This window comes from Lelliottia nimipressuralis (assembly GCF_004115925.1).
GTDB classification, from domain to species: Bacteria; Pseudomonadota; Gammaproteobacteria; order Enterobacterales; family Enterobacteriaceae; genus Enterobacter; species Enterobacter nimipressuralis.
In genome coordinates, this window is sequence record NZ_SDDX01000015.1 from 43,341 (window position 1) to 62,908 (window position 19,568).

General features: G+C 56.8%; 20 protein-coding genes. 3 read left to right on the plus strand and 17 right to left on the minus strand.

The features are described from left to right. Positions 1-33: 33 nt before the first annotated feature. The 8 genes from cvpA to pdxB form a co-directional block, all read right to left on the minus strand. Complete coding sequence (gene cvpA / locus ETG88_RS12910; RefSeq protein WP_100779424.1) at positions 34-522, minus strand: colicin V production protein; 489 nt, start codon at positions 520-522, stop codon at positions 34-36. 233 nt (positions 523-755) lie between these two features. Beyond that, positions 756-1,439 carry a cell division protein DedD gene (gene dedD, locus ETG88_RS12915; RefSeq protein WP_129035530.1) on the minus strand — a complete coding sequence of 228 codons (684 nt, stop codon included), beginning with the start codon at positions 1,437-1,439 and terminating at the stop codon, positions 756-758. Next, positions 1,429-2,697 (minus strand): bifunctional tetrahydrofolate synthase/dihydrofolate synthase, encoded by a 1,269-nt coding sequence (gene folC / locus ETG88_RS12920; RefSeq protein ID WP_129035531.1) that lies wholly within the window; start codon positions 2,695-2,697, stop codon positions 1,429-1,431. Before folC ends, dedD begins: the two co-directional genes overlap by 11 nt. A gap of 138 nt (positions 2,698-2,835) precedes the next feature. Beyond that, a complete protein-coding gene (gene accD / locus ETG88_RS12925) occupies positions 2,836-3,741 on the minus strand; it encodes an acetyl-CoA carboxylase, carboxyltransferase subunit beta (RefSeq protein ID WP_100779422.1) in 906 nt (301 codons plus the stop codon). Between the two features lie 154 nt (positions 3,742-3,895). Then, on the minus strand, positions 3,896-4,555 hold the full coding sequence (locus ETG88_RS12930; RefSeq protein ID WP_107703177.1) for a DedA family protein: 660 nt from the start codon (positions 4,553-4,555) through the stop codon (positions 3,896-3,898). A 27-nt stretch (positions 4,556-4,582) separates the two neighbouring features. After that, complete coding sequence (gene truA, locus ETG88_RS12935; RefSeq protein WP_107703176.1) at positions 4,583-5,395, minus strand: tRNA pseudouridine(38-40) synthase TruA; 813 nt, start codon at positions 5,393-5,395, stop codon at positions 4,583-4,585. Between the two features lie 2 nt (positions 5,396-5,397). After that, positions 5,398-6,408, minus strand: coding sequence for an aspartate-semialdehyde dehydrogenase (locus ETG88_RS12940; protein WP_129035532.1), 1,011 nt, complete (start codon positions 6,406-6,408; stop codon positions 5,398-5,400). A 67-nt stretch (positions 6,409-6,475) separates the two neighbouring features. Continuing rightward, positions 6,476-7,612, minus strand: coding sequence for a 4-phosphoerythronate dehydrogenase PdxB (pdxB, locus tag ETG88_RS12945; protein ID WP_129035533.1), 1,137 nt, complete (start codon positions 7,610-7,612; stop codon positions 6,476-6,478). 117 nt (positions 7,613-7,729) lie between these two features. On the opposite strand from pdxB, the gene flk reads away from it, so the two are divergent. Further along, a complete protein-coding gene (gene flk, locus ETG88_RS12950) occupies positions 7,730-8,734 on the plus strand; it encodes a flagella biosynthesis regulator Flk (RefSeq protein WP_102104922.1) in 1,005 nt (334 codons plus the stop codon). Between the two features lie 79 nt (positions 8,735-8,813). On the opposite strand, the gene ETG88_RS12955 is transcribed toward flk, so the two are convergent. Further along, entirely contained in the window at positions 8,814-9,992 is a 1,179-nt protein-coding gene (locus ETG88_RS12955; RefSeq protein ID WP_129035534.1) for an MFS transporter, read from the minus strand. A gap of 207 nt (positions 9,993-10,199) precedes the next feature. Beyond that, complete coding sequence (gene fabB, locus ETG88_RS12960) at positions 10,200-11,417, minus strand: beta-ketoacyl-ACP synthase I (RefSeq protein WP_100779415.1); 1,218 nt, start codon at positions 11,415-11,417, stop codon at positions 10,200-10,202. Positions 11,418-11,575: 158 nt separating this feature from the next. On the opposite strand from fabB, the gene mnmC reads away from it, so the two are divergent. Next, entirely contained in the window at positions 11,576-13,576 is a 2,001-nt protein-coding gene (mnmC, locus tag ETG88_RS12965; RefSeq protein ID WP_187469897.1) for a bifunctional tRNA (5-methylaminomethyl-2-thiouridine)(34)-methyltransferase MnmC2/FAD-dependent 5-carboxymethylaminomethyl-2-thiouridine(34) oxidoreductase MnmC1, read from the plus strand. Between the two features lie 44 nt (positions 13,577-13,620). On the opposite strand, the gene ETG88_RS12970 is transcribed toward mnmC, so the two are convergent. The 6 genes from ETG88_RS12970 to prmB form a co-directional block, all read right to left on the minus strand. Further along, on the minus strand, positions 13,621-13,899 hold the full coding sequence (locus tag ETG88_RS12970; RefSeq protein ID WP_100779413.1) for a YfcL family protein: 279 nt from the start codon (positions 13,897-13,899) through the stop codon (positions 13,621-13,623). A 9-nt stretch (positions 13,900-13,908) separates the two neighbouring features. Then, complete coding sequence (locus tag ETG88_RS12975) at positions 13,909-14,457, minus strand: elongation factor P hydroxylase (RefSeq protein WP_102104925.1); 549 nt, start codon at positions 14,455-14,457, stop codon at positions 13,909-13,911. Continuing rightward, a complete protein-coding gene (locus tag ETG88_RS12980; RefSeq protein WP_129035536.1) occupies positions 14,454-15,266 on the minus strand; it encodes a sulfite exporter TauE/SafE family protein in 813 nt (270 codons plus the stop codon). Before ETG88_RS12980 ends, ETG88_RS12975 begins: the two co-directional genes overlap by 4 nt. Continuing rightward, complete coding sequence (mepA, locus tag ETG88_RS12985; RefSeq protein ID WP_100779410.1) at positions 15,266-16,090, minus strand: penicillin-insensitive murein endopeptidase; 825 nt, start codon at positions 16,088-16,090, stop codon at positions 15,266-15,268. Before mepA ends, ETG88_RS12980 begins: the two co-directional genes overlap by 1 nt. A gap of 2 nt (positions 16,091-16,092) precedes the next feature. Continuing rightward, the gene (gene aroC / locus ETG88_RS12990; protein ID WP_102104927.1) at positions 16,093-17,178 is read right to left on the minus strand and encodes a chorismate synthase; all 1,086 of its coding nucleotides are present in this window, start codon (positions 17,176-17,178) and stop codon (positions 16,093-16,095) included. A gap of 61 nt (positions 17,179-17,239) precedes the next feature. Then, positions 17,240-18,172: a 50S ribosomal protein L3 N(5)-glutamine methyltransferase gene (gene prmB, locus ETG88_RS12995; protein WP_102104928.1), complete on the minus strand. Its 933-nt coding sequence runs from the start codon at positions 18,170-18,172 to the stop codon at positions 17,240-17,242. 157 nt (positions 18,173-18,329) lie between these two features. On the opposite strand from prmB, the gene smrB reads away from it, so the two are divergent. After that, entirely contained in the window at positions 18,330-18,881 is a 552-nt protein-coding gene (smrB, locus tag ETG88_RS13000) for an endonuclease SmrB (RefSeq protein ID WP_095282796.1), read from the plus strand. A 45-nt stretch (positions 18,882-18,926) separates the two neighbouring features. Here the strand turns inward: smrB and sixA are convergent, their stop codons facing one another. After that, positions 18,927-19,412: a phosphohistidine phosphatase SixA gene (sixA, locus tag ETG88_RS13005; protein ID WP_100779407.1), complete on the minus strand. Its 486-nt coding sequence runs from the start codon at positions 19,410-19,412 to the stop codon at positions 18,927-18,929. Positions 19,413-19,568 lie beyond the last annotated feature (156 nt).

Sequence of the window (19,568 nt, forward strand, 5' to 3'; positions counted from 1 at the left end):
TCTTTTCCTCGTTAAGCCACATCTCAAAGCGTTTTACACTTTGGGCAAGAAACTCGACGAGCTTTGCAGATAGTCAAAGAACCATCTGATGATGAAGCTGAACTGTGGAATCAGCTGGGACTTGCTCCAGTCTTCGCTTTTTGAAAACCCGGTAAAGGTATCAAGGAAGAACAGTATCGCAGCCACGATCAGCGCGCCTCGCAGCGCACCAAAACAGATCCCCAGCACCCTGTCCGTTCCTGACAGACCGGTTTTCTCGACCAGCTGACCTATCACGTAGTTCACGATAGCGCCGACGATTAGCGTCGCGATAAACAGCACCGCGATGGCGATTCCATTTCGGACCAGTTCATCTTCAAAGCCCGTGAACCAGACAGACAGGTAAGTGTAGTAATGACTGGCAACAAAGAAAGCACAACCCCATGTCACCAGCGATAACGCTTCACGAACAAAGCCACGGATCAGGCTAACCAGACAGGAAAAACCTATCACCGCAATGATGGCGTAATCAATCCAGACCATAAGTGTCCCACGATTAAACGCCCTGTCATCCAGTTCGGGGCGAATTCTAACAGAAAAAGAAAACGTTTGCGTAGAGATTTCCTTCCCGCGCGTAAATAAAAAAGGCGCTGAAAAAATGTTCAACGCCGCTGGGTTATTGCGCCTCTTTGGACGAATTCCCGCCTCTCATCCCGGCCCTCAAGACCGTATGGAGCAATCCCCTCACCCGTCGGGACGAGGGGTATGCGCACACATCAGTTCGCGCTGTAACTCATCACCACACCGCTCAGCCCGGAAATCTGCTTCAGCTCGCCGAGCGAGCCTTTCAGCTTATCTTTCGACGCATCCGGGCCCACCAGAATGCGGGTTATTTTACCCTGCACCGGGGTGGTAGGAGAAGTGTAAACCCGATATCCGGCACCGCGGAGTTTACCGACCACTTCATTGACTTTATCGGCATTTTTTAGCGCACCAAGCTGCACCACATACGCTTTACCGGTTGGCGCAGGCTTCTCTTCCTGAACCGGTTTTTCCGGTGGCGCTTCCGTCGCGGCGGCGATCTGCTCGCTGGCTTTATCGCGCTGCGGTTTTTCTGCCGGTTTCACGGCAGGCTTTGGTTGTGCAACGGGTTCTGGAACCGGGTCCAGCTCACCGGCGTTACTCGCCACCAGACGAGAAGGATCGAGCGACGGCGCCGCCGCATCACCGGCGCGCACCTCTTCCGCCGCCCCTTCAGGAGGTTGAGCAGGCAGCGCCTGCGTGGCCGCAGGCAGCATGTCTGGCTCGTCGCGATCGCCGGGTTTTGGCACCAGCGGGATCGCCGCAAACTCATCCTGATAATGTTTTTTCTGCCCGTCGAGCAGTCCCGGGAGGAGAATCACTCCCAGCGCAACCAGCACAATGGTTCCTGTTAAACGGTTCTGAAACTTACTTGCCACCGGTTCTCCCCGCCTCCATTACTTCCATGACATGTGCCACCGTGTGGAATGATCCACACACCAGCACGGTATCTTCAGGTTTAGCATCCGCCATCGCGGCGCGCCATGCCAGCGCCACGTTTTCATAAGCTTCGCCCTTCGCGAGATGTTCCATCAGCTGCTCAGCCGACGCGCCTCGAGGCCCTTCCAGGGGAGCACAATACCAGCAATCGACCACAGTCTCCATGCAGGCCAGCGTGCCCGCAATATCTTTATCATGAAGCATACCGATAACCGCAAGTACGCGCCCTGTTTTTGGCAGGGATTTGAGGCGCTCAGCAAGATAGGCCGCTGCATGGGGGTTATGCGCCACGTCCAGAATCAAACGCGGTGATTCGCTGACAATCTGAAAACGCCCCGGCAAAAGCGCGTTCTGAATGCCGTCTCGTATCGCCTGTTCGCTCACCGCCAGACCACTGGCGCGGATAGCCGCCAGTGCGGTCGCCGCGTTCGGTTGCGGCACCTGTGGCAGCGGCAGATTGTCCAGCTCGCCCTGCGCGTCGCGAAAACGCCAGCTGTTGCCCGTTACGTCATATTGCCAGTCAACGCCACGACGCATCAGTTGGGCGCCCTTCTCCTTCGCCACGTCGGCGATTGTGTGCGGCATATCCGGTTCACCGACTACGGCAGGTTTGTTGGCGCGGAAAACACCCGCTTTTTCACGGCCAATGCTTTCGCGGTCCGGTCCCAGCCAGTCCGTATGGTCAAGTGCAATACTGGTCACCACCGCGACATCGGCATCAACCATGTTAGTCGCATCTAAGCGTCCACCTAAACCGACTTCGAGGATCACCACATCCAGCTGCGCCTGCTTAAACAGCCACAGGGCGGACAGCGTGCCGTACTCAAAATAGGAGAGAGAAATCTCGCCGCGCGCCGCTTCGATTTGCGCAAAAGAGGCCGTGTGGGCGGATTCCGGCAGTTCGCTATTCTGCACGCGCACGCGTTCGGTGTAGCGGACCAGATGCGGCGAACTGTAAACACCCACCTTGTAACCGGCGGCCATCAGCATGGACTCCAGCGTGCGGCAGGTGGTGCCTTTGCCGTTCGTTCCCGCTACGGTGAACACGAAGGGCGCGGGCTTGAGGACATCAAGACGCGCCCCAACCTCGCTCACGCGATCGAGGCCCATATCGATGGTTTTACTGTGCAGATTTTCCAGATAAGAAAGCCACGTGACCAGGGGTGACGTGGCTTGGGGAAGAGTATTTTTTTCCATGATACGCACTTTCATTTATGTATACACTTCGGCCTTTAAGCGGTCTCTGCGTTGGCAACGCCCTGATACTGCTCTGATGGCTTGTGTATCAAATAAGTGAAAAGGGCAGCGCCGTCTGGCCCTGCCCTTTTTGAGTTATCAGGCTTCGGGTTCCTGATCCGGCACAACCACGCCTTCACGCGGCTCGTCCGGGCTTGGCGACGGCAGATTCATCAGCTTCGCCAGGATGCTCGCCAGTTTCAGGCGCATTTCCGGGCGGCGAACGATCATGTCGATAGCGCCTTTTTCAATGAGGAACTCACTGCGCTGGAAGCCCGGCGGCAGTTTTTCACGAACGGTCTGTTCGATAACGCGTGGGCCGGCAAAGCCGATCAGCGCTTTCGGTTCAGCGATGTTCAGATCGCCCAGCATCGCAAAGCTCGCAGAGACGCCACCCATGGTTGGGTCGGTCAGCACGGAGATATACGGCAGACCGCGCTCCTGCATTTTGCCCAGGGCCGCAGAGGTTTTCGCCATCTGCATCAGGGACATCAGCGCTTCCTGCATACGTGCACCACCGGAGGCGGAGAAGCAGATCAGCGGGCAGTTGTCTTCCAGCGCCTGTTCAACGGCACGGATGAAACGCGCGCCGACGACAGAACCCATTGAGCCGCCCATAAAGGAGAACTCAAAGGCCACAGCGACAACCGGCATCTCGTGCAGAGTGCCTTTCATCACCACCAGCGCGTCTTTCTCGCCAGTCTCTTTCTGAGCAGAAGCCAGTCGATCTTTGTATTTTTTGGAGTCACGGAACTTCAGCACATCTTTTGGCTCAAGTTCGCTACCCAGTTCCACAAGCGAACCTTCGTCCAGCACGCTATGCAGGCGATTACGCGCCGACATACGCATGTGGTGGTCACACTTCGGGCAAACCTCAAGATTGCGTTCCAGCTCAGCGCGGTACAGGACCTGGCCGCAGCTGTCACACTTGGTCCACACCCCTTCAGGAATACTCGCCTTACGGGTTGGGGCTATGTTGCTTTTAATTCGTTCAATCCAGCTCATTGATAACCTTTCTGCCTGAACCTGGTCGTATGCCAGTTTTGCTGTAAGCGGCGCATAATGCCATTTTTGCCGCAAACAGACCATGAATGTTGCACATTAAAACATAACAGCCCGAAACTTTGGATAAAAAAGTGGTCGAACCGCAAATGCGTCTTTATTTCGCTTGCTTAGCCGCCGCGCGTTTGTGACGAATAATTTCGATCACACCCGGCAAGACTGAGAGCACAATAATGGCAACAATCAGTAACTTAAGATTTTCCTGCACAATAGGCAGATCGCCAAACAGGTAGCCCGCGTAGGTAAACAGCAGCACCCACAGCAGTGCGCCAATCACGTTATACGCCGCGAAATGACGATAGGACATATGCCCCATACCTGCCACAAACGGTGCAAAGGTGCGGACGATCGGCACAAAACGCGCCAGAATGATGGTTTTGCCACCATGACGTTCGTAGAACGCGTGCGTTTTATCTAAATAGCTGCGACGGAAAATCTTCGAGTTCGGATTACTGAAAAGCCGTTCACCGAATACCCGCCCAATAGTGTAGTTCACCGCATCGCCGACGATAGCCGCAATAATCATCAGCACCACCATCAGGTGAACGTTGAGATCGTTGGTCGGCAGCGCAGAGAGTGCGCCCGCGACAAACAGCAGCGAATCGCCTGGCAAAAACGGCGTGACGACCAGGCCGGTTTCACAGAACAAAATCAGAAACAGAATGGCATACACCCAGACGCCGTACTGCGCGACCAGCTCCGCCAGATGAACATCGATATGCAGGATGAAATCAATGAGAAATCGTATTAAGTCCATATTGTCTAAGCCTTAATTGCAACTGCGTTAGTCCGCTAAAAACAGCGGGCCCATTGGCGGTTTTGGAAGGTCAAACCGATCCGGATAATCCACCGAGACCAGATACAGCCCTTCCGCTTTCGCCGTTGCTGCCGCAAGCGTTCTGTCCTTCGCTGCCAGCAGTTCTGCAATCCAGCTCTCCGGCTGGTGTCCGGCGCCTACTTCCATCAGGCTGCCAACGATATTCCGCACCATATGATGTACAAAGGCATTCGCTTTGATGTCCACCACCACATACGCGCCATAACGACTGACGTTAATGTGCATCACGTTTCGCCACGGGGTGCGCGACTGGCACTGAACCGCACGAAACGAGGTAAAGTCATTTTCGCCGAGCAACTGCTGCGCGGCACGGTGCATACGCTCTGCATCCAGCGGCTCATAAAAATGGGTCACGCCCTGGCTTAACACCGCCGGACGCAGACGCTGGTTGTAGATGATATAACGGTAGCGACGCGCCGTGGCACTAAAGCGCGCGTGAAAATCATCGGGCACATCTTTGACCCAACGCACCGCGATGTCACCAGGCAAATTCGCATTTACGCCGAGCGTCCAGGCCGCGTCTTTACGCACCGCAGTGGTTTCGAAATGCACCACCTGACCCGTGCCGTGAACGCCCGCATCGGTACGACCGGCACACAGCACGTTAATCGGTTCGTTCGCCACCTGAGAGAGCGCTTTTTCCAGCTTTTCCTGAACGCTGCGCACTTCATTCTGACGCTGCCAGCCATAATATTTACTGCCGTCGTATTCTATTCCGAGGGCAATTCTATGGACTGGCTTTTGCTCCACTTCAGACATCCTTACAGATACTCCTGCACCAGCTTCTCAGCGATTTTAACCGCCATCAGCGCGCCGCCGAAACGGACGTTGTCCGCCACAGACCAGAACTGCACCTGTTCAGGCATCCCGTAATCGTTACGCACGCAGCCGATGGAGAGACGCGCGTTGCCCGTCGCATCGCCCACCTGGGTCGGGAACTCTGTCTCTTCGCTGAGGGAGATATCTTCGCCGCGCTCAAACGCATAGCGTGCCTCTTCCGCCGCCAGCGGGCGCAGAGCCTCAAAGCTCACCATCTGCGCGTGGCCGTAGAAGACCGGGGAACGCACACAGCTGGCAGAGATCATCAGGCCGTCGTCCTGCAAAATTTTGCGCGTTTCGTCGACAATACGACGCTCTTCGCGCACGCTGCCTTCACGATCGGCAAGCATTGGCATCAGGTTGAAAGCCAACTGACGACCGAAGAAGTCGTCATCGTCCACCGGTATACCGTTCAGCAGTTTCGCGCTCTGCCCTGCCAGCGCGTCGACCGCTTTTTTGCCCTGCGCGGAAACAGAAAGCAGACTGGTTACGCTAATGCGTGACAGACCACCGTCGTCGATCAGCGGTTTCAGTGCCGTCAGCAGCTGGCTGGTCAGGCTATCCGGGACAGCAATAATGTTGCGGTTGCGGTAGTCGGCCAGCACGAACGGGTTCACGTCCGGCACCACCAGCGGCACGTCAGGCTCGAGGGCAAACAGACCGCTCAGGTCGATCACCAGGCAACCGGCGTTCGCCGCTTCTTCAGCGTAAGTCGCCGAGGCTTCAACGCCTGCCGCAAAGAACGCCAGTTGCACCTGCGTCCAGTCAAATTCTGCTACGTCCTGCGCGCGAACGGTTTTACCTTCATAGCGCAGAGAGGTGCCCGCGCTTTCGGCGCGCGCCAGAGCATAGATTTCTCCCACCGGGAACTGACGCTCCGCAAGTGTTTCGAGCAGGGCTTCGCCCACAGCGCCAGTGGCACCCAGTACGGCAATATTCCAGCCTTCAGACATGGTGGTTTACTCCAGAAATGAAACAGCGTCTCTGCCAGATTATCCGGCAGAGAGCATGAGGAAAACATTAACGCGCCGGGTTATGCGTGGCAGTAAAACCCAGTTTATTCAGCAACGCCGCCGCATCGGCGTCGTCACAGATGACATACAGGGAGGACCACTCACGGCGCTCAAGATAATTCTTGCGAAGCCGGTCGAATTCACCCGGAATGCCGGCCACTTTTCGCAGCAGCGCGTCATCGCGGCGCACATCATACACTAAATGCACCAGCCTTTTTAGCGAAGACTCATCAAGCGGACCGTGCAGCGTAATGCGGCCAAATTCCGGCGCAGGCAGCAGCGTATCCAGCGCCACCTGCTGCGCCTGGCCGATAAAAGCACTATAGGCTTCAAACACCTGCGTCGTGCCGCGCGCTTTGCCTTCAAGCGTATAGCCCGCGATGTGCGCGGTAGCGACATCCACGCGATTCAGCAGCGCCACGTTGAGATCCGGCTCCGGCTCCCAGACATCCAACACCACGTTCAGCTCCTGCCCCTCTTCCAGACATTTCAGCAGCGCGGTGTTATCCACCACCGGGCCACGGCAGGCATTTATCAGAATTGTGCCTGGCTTCAGGCGGCGAATTAACGCTTCATCGGCCAGATGCAGGGATTTGTACGGTCCGTCTTTAAACAGCGGCGTATGGAAGGTGATCACATCCGCCTGCTCGACCAGTTCATCCAGCGCGCGGAAGTCGCCTTCATCACCGCGATCGGCGCGTGGGGGATCGCACAGCAAGGTGCGGATACCGAGGGCTTCCAGACGTTTTTGCAACCGCCCGCCGACGTTACCGACGCCAACAATACCCACCGTGCGATCTTTCAGCGCAAAGCCGTCGCGCTCGCCCAGCATCAACAGTGAAGAGAAAACGTATTCCACCACGGCGATAGCGTTACAGCCCGGCGCGGCCGAGAATCCGATACCGGCCTGTGCCAGCCAGGCATCGTCCACGTGATCGGTTCCCGCCGTCGCTGTCCCTACAAATTTGACGTTTTTACCCGACAGCAGCGCCTCATTCACTTTGGTGACCGAGCGCACCATCAGGGCGTCAGCATCGGTGAGTTCTTCAAGGGGAATGGGACGACCGGGAACGGCCTTAACGTCGCCCAGGCGGCTAAACAGCTCACGGGCGTAAGGCATATTTTCATCAACGAGGATTTTCACGACAGAGTACCTGTTTGAGAGGAAGTTAACCGGCCAAGTGTGCCATAATCTCGCCGCCAGGCATACCCGAACGCTTTGCCTGGTTTACGGTGAGTAATGACTTTAAGGATTTTGACGATGCAGCCCATTTCAGGTACGCCGCCGCGCCCTCCCGGTGAAGGCCCAGTAACACCTTCCGCCATTGGCGAACAGCCGTTATCGACGCAGCAGCGCACGGTGCTGGAGCGACTGATCACCCGCCTGGTTGCGCTTACGTCGCAACAGAACGCGGAGGTGTGGGCGGGAGTGAAACATGATTTGGGGCTGAAAAACGACACGCCGCTGTTATCGCGCCACTTCCCTGCCGCCGAGCAAAACCTGAATCTGCGCCTGAATACCGCGCAGCAAAATCACACCACCCGCCAGATGGTGTCGCAGCTCACCGAACTGTTAGGCCAGGGGAATAATCGTCAGGCGGTGAGTGATTTTATCCGCCAGCAATTTGGTCAGACGGCCCTGAGCCAGCTCACACCGGACCAGCTGAAAACGGTGCTCACGCTGTTACAGAGCAATCAGCTCTCTATTCCGCAGCCGCAGCAACGTCCGGCGACGGAACGCCCCCTGCAGCCTGCTGAGCATAATACTCTCAAGCAGATGGTCACCCGGCTGGCTGCGGCCACGGGCGAGTCAAACAAGCTTATCTGGCAATCCATGCTGGAACTTTCCGGCGTAAAAGCCGGTGAGCTGATCCCGGCGAAGCAGTTTACCCACCTGGTGACCTGGCTTCAGGCGCGTCAGACGTTGAGTACCCAAAGCGCGCCCACGCTGCATACCCTGCAGGCGGCGCTTAAACAGCCACTGGAACCACGAGAATTTGAAGCGGTGCGTGAATACGCGCAGCAGAACTGGCAGGTAACGCCGCAGACGGTGCTGACCCCCGCCCAGATTCAGGATTTACTGAACCAGATCTTTATCCGCCGCGCCGAACGTGACGGCGGTGTGCCAGAAGCGCGCAATATTCAGCCAATCTACAGCCCGCTGTTCGCCCCGGTGGTGGACACTATAAAATCGATGTCTGCACGCCCCGGCCTGATGTTTATCGCGCTGATGGTGGCGCTGGCGTTGTTCTGGCTGGTTGCCTGAGCCGAAGCATCTGCCACCCGACCTGCTAAATTACGGACTTTGCAGGTCGGGTAAGCAAAGCGTTACCCGACAATGCCGCTTACTGCTTCCGGAATGCGATAACCGTTACCACTATCCCCACCACTGCCGATACGGCCCCTGCCAGAAACACCGACGGATAGCCGAACGACGTAGCCAGTACCCCTGCCAGCGGGCCGGTGATACCGTACGAGATATCCTGGAATGCCGCATAGCCGCCGAGTGCAGTTCCACGAACCTGCGGTGCCACGCGTTTCACCACCTCCACGCCGAGCGCCGGGAAGATTAGCGAGCAGCCGCAGCCGGTTAACGCCGCGCCCAGCAACGCAATCCACGCCACCGGTGCCTGCCACAAAAGCAGCAGGCCGAGGGTCTCAATCATTAGCGAAACCACCGCCACTTTTACGCCGCCAAAACGGTCCGGCATCCAACCGAACAGCACGCGCATCAGCACGAAGGCCCCACCGAATGCGGTTAAGGTGAAACCAGCCATTGCCCAGCCCCGGCTCATGAAGTAGAGCGAGACAAAGGTGCCAATCACGGCAAATCCAACGCCCTGCAGCGCCAGACCGAGGCCCGGTTTCCAGATTTGACCGACCACGCTCCACAGCGACGGGCGATCGCCTTTATGAGCTGGCACTTTACGCACCGTGCCGTTAAAGGCCCACGCCACCAGCGGCAGCACCATGGTCGTCCCCGCCAGCACGGCGAAACCGAAATGGCTGTGGATCAGCAGCCCCAGCGGCGCGCCTGCGGCCAGTGCGCCGTAGATCGCCATCCCGTTCCAGGACATCACTTTTCCGGAACGCGTCGGCCCGACCAGCCCCATACCCCAGGTGAGCGTCCCGGTCAGCAGCTGGCTTTCGCCAAAACCGAGAATTAAGCGCCCGACAATCAGCAGTGCGAATTTATAGATGGCGTCCACCGGCAGCAACGCGGCCAGCAGCCATGCCCCACCCGCCAGCCCGCAGGCGAACATGCCCTGTAACGCGGAACGCTTTGCGCCATGCTGATCGGCCAGGCGTCCCGCATAGCCACGGGTTAATACGGTCGCCAGGAATTGAATCCCCACGGCGACGCCCACCAGGGTATTGCCGTAGCCCAGCTCCTGATGCACAAACAAGGGGATTACCGGCAGCGGCAGGCCGACGGTCATATAGGTAAGAAACACCGCGAAGGCGATGCGAAACAGCGAGACATTCGCTGAAGAGGTTTTTTCTGCTTGGGTTACTGCGGTCATGCATTACTCCGAAAATGAAGAGTAAGGCGGGGAAATGCCACGCCCCCTCTACCTGAGGATCAGGATTAAGGTGCGTTGGTTGACGTTAAACGCTTACGCATTATCAAAGTGATAATGTTGAAGCCGAAGTTTGCCTTTTCAGTCAATCAATTGTCAACGCATAAAAAAAGGAGCCATCAGGCTCCTTTTTTTACATCAGCGGAAAACTTACGCTTTCAGCTTACGCATTACCAGCGTGGCGTTGGTGCCGCCGAAGCCGAAGCTGTTGGACATCACTGTCGTCAGCGCTTGCTCAGTCGGCTTGGTCACGATATTCAGGCCAGCAGCCTGCTCGTCCAGCTCTTCAACGTTAATGCTTGGGGCGATAAAGCCGTGTTCCAGCATCAGCAGAGAGTAGATAGCTTCCTGCACGCCAGCGGCGCCCAGAGAGTGACCGGTCATCGCTTTCGTCGCGGAGATCGCCGGGCTGTTGTCGCCGAAGACTTCACGGATAGCACCCAGCTCTTTCACGTCGCCGACCGGAGTCGAGGTACCGTGGGAGTTCAGGTAGTCGATTGGGGTATCAACGCCGTTCATCGCCAGCTTCATGCAGCGCACTGCGCCTTCGCCTGATGGAGCAACCATGTCTGCGCCATCGGAAGTCGCACCGTAGCCCACAACTTCAGCGTAGATGTGCGCGCCACGTGCCAGAGCGTGTTCCAGCTCTTCAACCACAACCATACCGCCGCCGCCTGCGATGATGAAACCGTCACGGTTCGCATCATAGGTACGGGACGCTTTTTCTGGCGTTTCGTTGTATTTGGTGGACAGTGCGCCCATCGCGTCGAATTCACACGCCATTTCCCAGCACAGCTCTTCGCCGCCGCCAGCAAATACGATGTCTTGTTTACCCAACTGGATCTGCTCAACCGCGCTGCCGATACAGTGTGCGGAGGTCGCACATGCGGAGCTGATGGAGTAGTTCACACCGTGGATTTTGAAGGGGGTCGCGAGGCACGCAGATACCGCTGACGCCATCGCTTTGGTCACAACGTAAGGACCGACCGCTTTCAGGCCGCGCGGGCTACGCATTGCGTCTGCGCCGAACACCTGAGATTTAGAAGAACCACCGGAACCTGCGATCAGGCCCACGCGTGGGTTGTTCTGATAAACGTCTTCTTTCAATCCAGCATCTTCTACAGCCTGCTGCATTGAGAGGTAAGCGTAGATAGAGGCATCGTTCATGAAACGGACCACTTTGCGGTCAATCAGACCGGTGGTGTCCAGTTTGACGTTACCCCACACGTGGCTACGCATACCAGAATCTTTGAATTCTTGAGAGAAAGTGATCCCCGAGCGTCCTTCACGCAGAGATTCCAGGACTTCCTGCTGGTTGTTACCGATGCTGGAAACGATGCCCAGGCCAGTAATCACTGCACGTTTCATTCAATACCTCTGTAAGTCATACTATATTAAGTTTCGAGTCGCACAATAGCGTACACTTGTACGCTGAACAAGTCCGATCAGCCAATTTCTGTGGAAATTTGCACCATCGAACACACATCGCTAAGATCCTGCCACTGCCTGTCAGACGAGTAACTTACGTGAAACAAAACGCCATACAACCCGCCAACCTTGAGTTCAACGCTGAGGGTACACCTGTTTCCCGAGATTTCGACGATGTCTACTTCTCTAATGATAACGGACTGGAAGAAACCCGTTATGTTTTCCTCGACGGAAACCAGCTCAACGCGCGTTTCCCTGTCCATCCGCGCAGCCAGTTTGTGGTGGCGGAGAGCGGTTTTGGCACCGGATTAAACTTCCTCACCCTCTGGCAGGCGTTTGTTCAGTTCCGTGCGGCGCACCCTGACGCTACGCTACAAAGATTACATTTCATCAGTTTCGAGAAATTCCCCCTCACCGCCCACGACCTGACCCTGGCCCATCAGCACTGGCCGGAACTTCGCATCTGGGCCGAGCAGCTGCAGGCCCAGTGGCCACAGCCGATCGCCGGCTGTCATCGTTTAGTGTTAGACGGTGGTCAAGTCACGCTGGATTTGTGGCTCGGGGACATCAATGACCTGACGGACAAACTCGACGATTCTCTGAATCAGAAAGTCGACGCCTGGTTTTTGGATGGCTTTGCTCCCGCGAAAAACCCGGACATGTGGAGCCCGCATCTGTTCGCTGCGATGGCGCGTCTGGCGCGTCCTGGCGCTACGCTCGCGACCTTTACCTCCGCCGGGTTCGTGCGCCGTGGTTTGCAGGACGCCGGTTTCACCATGCACAAAACCAAAGGATTTGGCCGCAAGCGAGAGATGCTGACAGGGGTGATGGAGCAGGATAATCCCCTGCCTGAGCGCACTCCCTGGTTTGCCCGCAGCGGTGCGGAAAAACGTGAAACGGCAATTATTGGCGGTGGTATTGCCAGCGCACTGCTGTCGCTCGCCCTGCTCCAGCGCGGCTGGCAGGTGACGTTGTACTGCGCTGATACCGCCCCCGCCACGGGTGCCTCCGGCAATCGCCAGGGAGCGCTGTATCCTCTGCTGACCGCCCACGATCCGGCACTTAGCCAGTTTTTCCCGGCCGCCTTTACCTTTGCCCGGCGTCTTTACGACAGCCTGCCTGTCACCTTTGACCACGCGTGGTGCGGCGTCACACAGCTCGGCTGGGACGAAAAAAGCCAGCGCAAGATCGACCAGATGCTGAGTCTGGAATTACCGGCGCACATCGCAGAAGCCGTAGACGCCGAGCAGGTGCAGGCGTTAAGTGGCCTGGAGACGGGCTGCGGTGGCATTCACTATCCGCAAGGCGGCTGGCTCTGCCCGGCGCAGCTCACGGCAGCGGCCATTGCGCTGGCCCAGTCGCAAGGGCTGACCGTGCATTATGAACATCAGCTTGAATCCCTGGATCGCATCGAAGGCGACTGGCAGCTGCGTTTTGCCCATGGTGCACAGGCCCGGCATGCCGGAGTGGTGCTGACTAACGGCCATCGCATCAGCGATTTCCCGCAAACAGAAAATCTGCCGGTCTATCCGGTTGGCGGACAGGTGAGCCATATTCCCACGACAGCTCAGCTCGGCAAGCTGCGTCAGGTCTTGTGCTACGACGGCTATCTGACGCCGCAAAACCCGACCAACGGTCATCACTGCATCGGAGCCAGCTATCATCGCGGCGAAGCGGACATTCGCTACAGCGAAGCGGATCAGCAGCAAAACCGCCAGCGCTTGATCGACTGCTTCCCGGAGGCTGAATGGGCGAAAGAGGTGGACGTAAGCGGCAGCGACGCGCGCTGCGGCGTGCGGTGCGCCACCCGCGATCATCTGCCGATGATCGGCAATGTACCGGACTACGACGCGACGCTTGCGACCTATCAGGATCTGGCAGAATCTAAAGAGAATGCCGTGCGTTCTCCCGTCTATCCGAACCTGTTTATGCTCGGTGCGCTCGGGTCGCGGGGATTGTGTACTGCGCCGCTGGCCGCTGAAATTCTGGCGTCGCAGATGAGCGATGAGCCGATCCCGATGGACGGTGTTACGCTTGCAGGATTAAACCCAAATCGGCTGTGGGTGCGAAAATTACTGAAGGGTAAAAAGGTAGGATAAGGTTTGGAGGCCCGGTAAGCGCAGCGCTACCGGGCAAAAAGCCACTACTTCAGATTAGCCTGCTGGAACAGATTGTCCCACATCCCCAGCACCAGTGACTGGTCGCGTGGAGAAAGCTCGCCCGCCTGAATGGCTTTTTCAAGACCACGGCTCACTTCAGCGTGGACCGCTTCAGGTGAGTGATCGTCGCCCGCTTCCAGCTCGGCAACAGCAAGCGTCAGGTGACCACGCAGATAACCGCTGGCAAACAGTTCATCGTCACTGGCGTGTTCCACCATGTCATCAATTAACGCCAGGATGCGTGATTCAAATTCTGCGATCATCTTTTTTCCTCAGTTGAGATCTTCCGGCCACGGGAAGCATTCCGCCGTTATTGCCGGCGTGTGGTAATAATTCTGTAGTGCCTTGATAAAACGCGCCGGTCGCTCCGGGATGCCTTTCTCAAGATATTCCATCACCTGCGCGTGAACGCGGCGCTGGAAGGTAATACGATCCGGCTCGCAATCGCCTTCGAGATTGTCGCAGCTGACGTTGAACGGAAAACCTGCCGCCACGCAAAACAGCCAGTCAAAAGCCTGCGGTTTGACTTCCACATCTTCAAACTGCCCTTGCGTCGTGGCATCTCGCCCGTCCGGGCAGTACCAGTAACCGAAATCGACCAGTTCGCGGCGCGCTTTCCCGGCAATACACCAGTGGGAAATCTCGTGCAGACCGCTGGCATAAAACCCGTGGGCAAACACGATTCGGTTGTATGGCACATCTGCATCAGCAGGAAGATAGATCGGTTCGTCGTCGCCTTTAATCAGACGGGTATTAAAATCATCCGCAAAACAGCTGTCGAAAATCTCAATCAGCTGTTCGTATTTATGCGTACTGTTCATGAGTTCATCCCCAACCAGTGGAGGATCTCCTGTCCGTGGCTGTCATAAAGAAGTTTGGCACTCATCACCGCCGACACAATCACAATCATCGGACGAATCAGTTTTTGCCCTTTGCTCAATACCAGACGCGAGCCGACGCGCGCGCCTAAAAACTGTCCGACCATCATCACAAAGCCGGTCGCCCAAATCACTTTCCCGCCAATGATAAACAGCAGCAGACCGCCCAGGTTTGAGGTGGCGTTGAGCACTTTTGCGTGGGCGGTGGATTTGGCGAGGTTAAAACCGGCCAGCGTCACAAACGCCAGGGCATAAAAAGAACCGGCACCCGGCCCGAAGAAGCCATCGTAAAAACCGACGCAGCCGCCCGCAATCAGGGCAAACGGCAGACCGTGCAGACGGCGCTGACGATCCTCTTCCCCTAATTTTGGCATCAGCAAAAAGTAGAGACCAATGCAGATCACGAGGATTGGCAAAATCTGGCGCAAAATATCCGATTGCACGTGCTGCACCAGCAGCGCGCCGCTGGTGGAGCCGATAAAGGTCATCAGAATATTGAGCTTTTGGTCGGCAAGACTGACCACTTTACGGCGAATAAAGTAGATGGAGGCAGAGAGCGAGCCGCCGCAAGCCTGCAGCTTATTGGTCGCCAGCGCCTGGGCCGGGCTCATGCCCGCCGCCAGCAGCGCAGGCACAGTCAGCAGGCCGCCTCCACCCGCCAGCGCATCGATAAATCCCGCCAGCATCGCAACAAAAAACAGCACCGCCAGCAGCAGCGGTGACACCATAAACAGATCGACGAAATTATCCATTAAAGTACATGCTCATCCAGTAGCGCCTGGCAGGAAGGCGGCAACGGAGGCGGTGTCTTCTTCTCAGGCTTGGTGGTTCCAGGTTTTGCTGGCTCAAACCAGCTCTGGAGTTCTGCCCCGCAGCCATCTCCCGGCGGCGGTAACGGCTGATCTTCACATTCGAGGCTGTTGGCCGGGCAGCGCAGACGCACGTGCATATGCGCGCGATGCTGGAACCACGGGCGCACTTTACGCAGCCAGTCACGATCCGTTCCGGCGTCCAGACAGAGCTGCTGCTTGATCGCAGGGTTGACGAAGATACGCGTCACATCGTTATCTTTTGCCGCCAGCTTAATCATGCTGGAGACATCTGGCGACCACAGAGACGGCACCACGCTTTTGCCGTCACGGGCGACGAGATCCAATGCCTGAGGTTTAAGCAGCTGCGCCGAACTCCAGCGGGTTTTCGGCAGTTGCAGAAAAATATCCACATCCAGACCCGACTGATGGCTGGCGTGCCCGCCATTGAAGCGACCGCCCGCTGGCATCCCCATATCGCCGATTAACATCGTCCCCAGCCCCAGGTTATGCACCTGATTGCCCAGACGCTGGATAAACAGCACCAGATCCGGATGACCAAAGTAGCGACGCTGGTCGGTGCGCATCACCTGATAGGTGTCGGATTGCAGCGGCAGATCCTGCGCGCCAACGATGCAGCCGTTAGCAAACGCGCCAATCGACTGGGCGCTGCCCGCGATCGGGTGGGTAATTTTTTGCCACGGCGTGGCTGCCAGACTGGCTCCGCTGGCAAGCAGAGCCAACAGAGCAATAGCGGTTTTTTTCATGTTTACCAGCGTGGAATGGTGGTCGTCACGTCCGCATTCTGCGCACGCTGGCGCAGGAAATGATCCATTAGCACAATGGCCAGCATCGCTTCAGCGATCGGCACCGCACGGATACCCACACAAGGATCGTGACGCCCTTTGGTGATCATCTCAACTTCTTCGCCGAAGCGGTTAATGGTGCGCCCCGGTACGGTAATGCTGGAGGTCGGTTTCAGCGCGATGTTGGCCACAATCTGCTGACCACTGCTGATGCCGCCCAGAATGCCGCCCGCATGATTGCTCTGGAAACCCTCTTTCGTGATTTCGTCGCGGTTCTGGCTGCCGCGCAGCGCCACCACGTCAAAACCATCGCCAATTTCCACGCCTTTCACCGCATTGATGCTCATCATCGCGTGGGCGATATCTGCATCCAGACGATCGAAGACCGGCTCGCCCAGGCCCGGCGGAACGCCGTCAGCCACGACGGTCACTTTCGCGCCGATGGAGTCGCCCTCTTTTTTCAGGCCGCGCATCAGTTCGTCCAGTGCGTCAATTTTGTCGGCATCCGCGCAGAAGAACGGGTTCTGTTCAACCAGATCCCAGTCTTTGATCGCCAGCGGAATGTCACCCATCTGGGTCAGGCAGCCGCGAATAACGATGCCAAATTTTTGCGCCAGATATTTTTTAGCGATAGCGCCCGCCGCCACGCGCATGGCTGTTTCACGCGCCGATGAGCGTCCGCCGCCGCGATAGTCGCGAAAACCGTATTTTTGTTCGTAGGTGTAATCGGCATGACCGGGGCGGAAAACATCTTTGATGGCGCCGTAGTCCTGCGAGCGCTGATCGGTATTTTCAATCAACAGACCAATGCTGGTGCCGGTAGTGCGGCCTTCAAAGACACCGGAGAGAATTTTGACCTGATCCGGCTCGCGACGCTGCGTGGTGTAGCGCGAAGTGCCCGGACGGCGGCGATCGAGATCGTGCTGTAAATCCGCTTCGGTCAGTTCGATACCAGGTGGCACGCCGTCGACGATGCAACCCAGCGCCAGACCGTGTGATTCGCCGAAAGTCGTTACACGGAATAATTGTCCAATACTGTTTCCTGCCATCACGGCTCCGTTGTCGTTGTTCTGTGTTTGAGCAATGTGAAACGGGCCGAAGCCCGTTGGATTAATCTTTGTAAATGCTGAAGTGTTCACGCGCGGCGATGAGCTGCGCTTTGGTCAGCATGAAGACGCCTTCACCACCGTTGTCGAATTCAAGCCAGGTGAATGGCACGTCCGGGTACTGCTCCATCAGATGTACCATGCTGTTACCGACTTCACAAATCAGAATGCCGTCGTCAGTCAGATAATCCGGCGCGCAGGCCAGAATGCGGCGCGTCAGTTTCAGGCCGTCAGAACCTGAGGCCAGACCGAGTTCCGGCTCGTGGCGATATTCGTTCGGCAGATCGGACATGTCTTCTGCATCCACGTACGGCGGATTGGTGACAATCAGATCGTATTGCAGTTTTGGCAGGTCGCGGAACAGGTCGGAGCGAATCGGCGTCACGTGGTGAATCAAACCGTGCTCTTCGATGTTGTGTTCGGTAACGGCCAGCGCGTCGGCGGAGATATCAACCGCATCCACTTCCGCTTCCGGGAAGGCATAGGCGCAGGCAATCGCGATACAGCCGCTGCCCGTACACATATCCAGAATGTGCTGCGGTTGGTGGTCGATCAGGCCTGCAAAGTGGTTGTTGATCAGTTCGCCAATCGGCGAGCGCGGCACCAGCACACGTTCATCAACGTAAAATTCGTGACCGCAGAACCAGGCTTTATTGGTGAGATAGGCGACCGGGATACGCTCGTTGACGCGGCGAATCACGCGCTCAACGATACGGTGTTTTTCGCTGGAGGTCAGACGCGCGGTGCGCATGTCTTCAGGGATATCCAGCGGCAGATACAGGGATGGCAGCACCAGCTGAACCGCCTCATCCCACGGGTTGTCCGTTCCGTGGCCGTACCAGATGTTGGCGGCGCTAAAACGACTGACGGACCAACGCAACATGTCCTGAATGGTATGCAGTTCGTTTACTGCTTCATCGACAAATATTTTATCCATTATTCTCTCCAGGGCATGCTTGCATAATTTTCGGCGGCTAGTTTGCCATGAAGACGGCGATAAATCAGCATCGGGACGGCGTGGGAGAGGTGAAAAAATGCGTTTTGCTTGCGCCTCCCTCAGGTAAACTAAGGGAAATAAGAGATGAGACGGACTAATGAAAAAGAAAATGCCGCTTAGCGAGGAGGATCAGACGCTCTTTCGCCAGCTCATGAGCGGGACGCGCAAAATCACCCAGGACACCATTGTCCACCGCCCGATCCGCAAAAAAGTGACAGAAGTGCCGGTCAAACGGCTGCTGCAGGAACAGGCGGATAACAGCCACTATTTTTCAGACGAATTTCAGCCGCTGCTGAACACGCAGGGGGCAGTGAAATATGTGCGGGAAGATGTCAGCCATTTTGAGCTGAAAAAGTTACGTCGCGGGGATTATTCGCCGGAGCTGTTTCTCGATCTGCATGGTCTGACGCAAATGCAGGCGAAACAGGAGCTGGGCGCGCTCATTGCCGCGTGTCGTCGCGAGCACGTGTTCTGCACCTGTGTGATGCACGGCCACGGAAAGCATATTCTCAAACAGCAAACGCCGTTGTGGCTGGCTCAGCATCCACACGTGATGGCTTTTCATCAGGCGCCAAAAGAGTACGGCGGAGATGCCGCGCTGCTGGTATTGATTGAAGTAGAAGAGTGGCAGCCACCGGAGCTGCCCTGACAGGCAGGCGGGTGGCACAGGCTACCCGCCAGATCATTCGTCACGTCAGATAGCTTTTGCCATCTTCAGGTTGCACGGACTCATTTGCCAGTTGAATACCCCTTTGCCCGCATCGTCGAGGGTGACGTTGGCAATTGCGGAGGTGGTGAACATCGGAGGCGTTTCGCCAGGGCACAGTTCAGACACCAGGTAGCCGACCAACGGCAGATGGGAAATCACCAGTGCGGAAGAGACACCTTCATTGCACAGCGCCTGAAGATACGCGCTGACGAGACCCACATCCCCGCAGGGAGTAAGCTCAGGAAGAACATCGACGCTCTTCGGCAGGTTCATACACTCCCCTACCACATCCAGCGTCTGTTCGGCCCGCAGGAACGGACTCACCAGCACACGATCGATATCCACTTTTTGGCCTTTGAGCCAGGTCGCCATTTGACGGGATTCGTCACAACCACAGGTCGTCAAAGGACGAACAGAGTCACTGGCAGCATCGAGTGCCGCGTCGCCGTGACGCATGATAAAAACTTGCATATTGCACCGCTTTTGTTAACCAGGATCACCGGCGTTCACTACCCGCGAAAAGATCAAAAAGGTAGAAAACCCGATGGCCGGGCATTGTGCCTGATCCATCTGATGAATGAAACGCTGTTTTTTACCTTAATGGCGTAAGTATAGTCAATATCTGTT

What these genes read in the sequence shown, in the direction of transcription:
- smrB (WP_095282796.1), top strand. Translation starts at nt 18,330, where the DNA reads ATGAAAAAGAAAATGCCGCTTAGCGAGGAGGATCAGACGCTCTTTCGC.
- mepA (WP_100779410.1), bottom strand. Translation starts at nt 16,090, where the DNA reads ATGAAAAAAACCGCTATTGCTCTGTTGGCTCTGCTTGCCAGCGGAGCC.
- cvpA (WP_100779424.1), bottom strand. Translation starts at nt 522, where the DNA reads ATGGTCTGGATTGATTACGCCATCATTGCGGTGATAGGTTTTTCCTGT.
- ETG88_RS12980 (WP_129035536.1), bottom strand. Translation starts at nt 15,266, where the DNA reads ATGGATAATTTCGTCGATCTGTTTATGGTGTCACCGCTGCTGCTGGCG.
- fabB (WP_100779415.1), bottom strand. Translation starts at nt 11,417, where the DNA reads ATGAAACGTGCAGTGATTACTGGCCTGGGCATCGTTTCCAGCATCGGT.
- prmB (WP_102104928.1), bottom strand. Translation starts at nt 18,172, where the DNA reads ATGGATAAAATATTTGTCGATGAAGCAGTAAACGAACTGCATACCATT.
- accD (WP_100779422.1), bottom strand. Translation starts at nt 3,741, where the DNA reads ATGAGCTGGATTGAACGAATTAAAAGCAACATAGCCCCAACCCGTAAG.
- flk (WP_102104922.1), top strand. Translation starts at nt 7,730, where the DNA reads ATGCAGCCCATTTCAGGTACGCCGCCGCGCCCTCCCGGTGAAGGCCCA.
- truA (WP_107703176.1), bottom strand. Translation starts at nt 5,395, where the DNA reads ATGTCTGAAGTGGAGCAAAAGCCAGTCCATAGAATTGCCCTCGGAATA.
- folC (WP_129035531.1), bottom strand. Translation starts at nt 2,697, where the DNA reads ATGGAAAAAAATACTCTTCCCCAAGCCACGTCACCCCTGGTCACGTGG.
- ETG88_RS12940 (WP_129035532.1), bottom strand. Translation starts at nt 6,408, where the DNA reads ATGTCTGAAGGCTGGAATATTGCCGTACTGGGTGCCACTGGCGCTGTG.
- ETG88_RS12970 (WP_100779413.1), bottom strand. Translation starts at nt 13,899, where the DNA reads ATGATCGCAGAATTTGAATCACGCATCCTGGCGTTAATTGATGACATG.
- aroC (WP_102104927.1), bottom strand. Translation starts at nt 17,178, where the DNA reads ATGGCAGGAAACAGTATTGGACAATTATTCCGTGTAACGACTTTCGGC.
- ETG88_RS12930 (WP_107703177.1), bottom strand. Translation starts at nt 4,555, where the DNA reads ATGGACTTAATACGATTTCTCATTGATTTCATCCTGCATATCGATGTT.
- sixA (WP_100779407.1), bottom strand. Translation starts at nt 19,412, where the DNA reads ATGCAAGTTTTTATCATGCGTCACGGCGACGCGGCACTCGATGCTGCC.
- ETG88_RS12975 (WP_102104925.1), bottom strand. Translation starts at nt 14,457, where the DNA reads ATGAACAGTACGCATAAATACGAACAGCTGATTGAGATTTTCGACAGC.
- ETG88_RS12955 (WP_129035534.1), bottom strand. Translation starts at nt 9,992, where the DNA reads ATGACCGCAGTAACCCAAGCAGAAAAAACCTCTTCAGCGAATGTCTCG.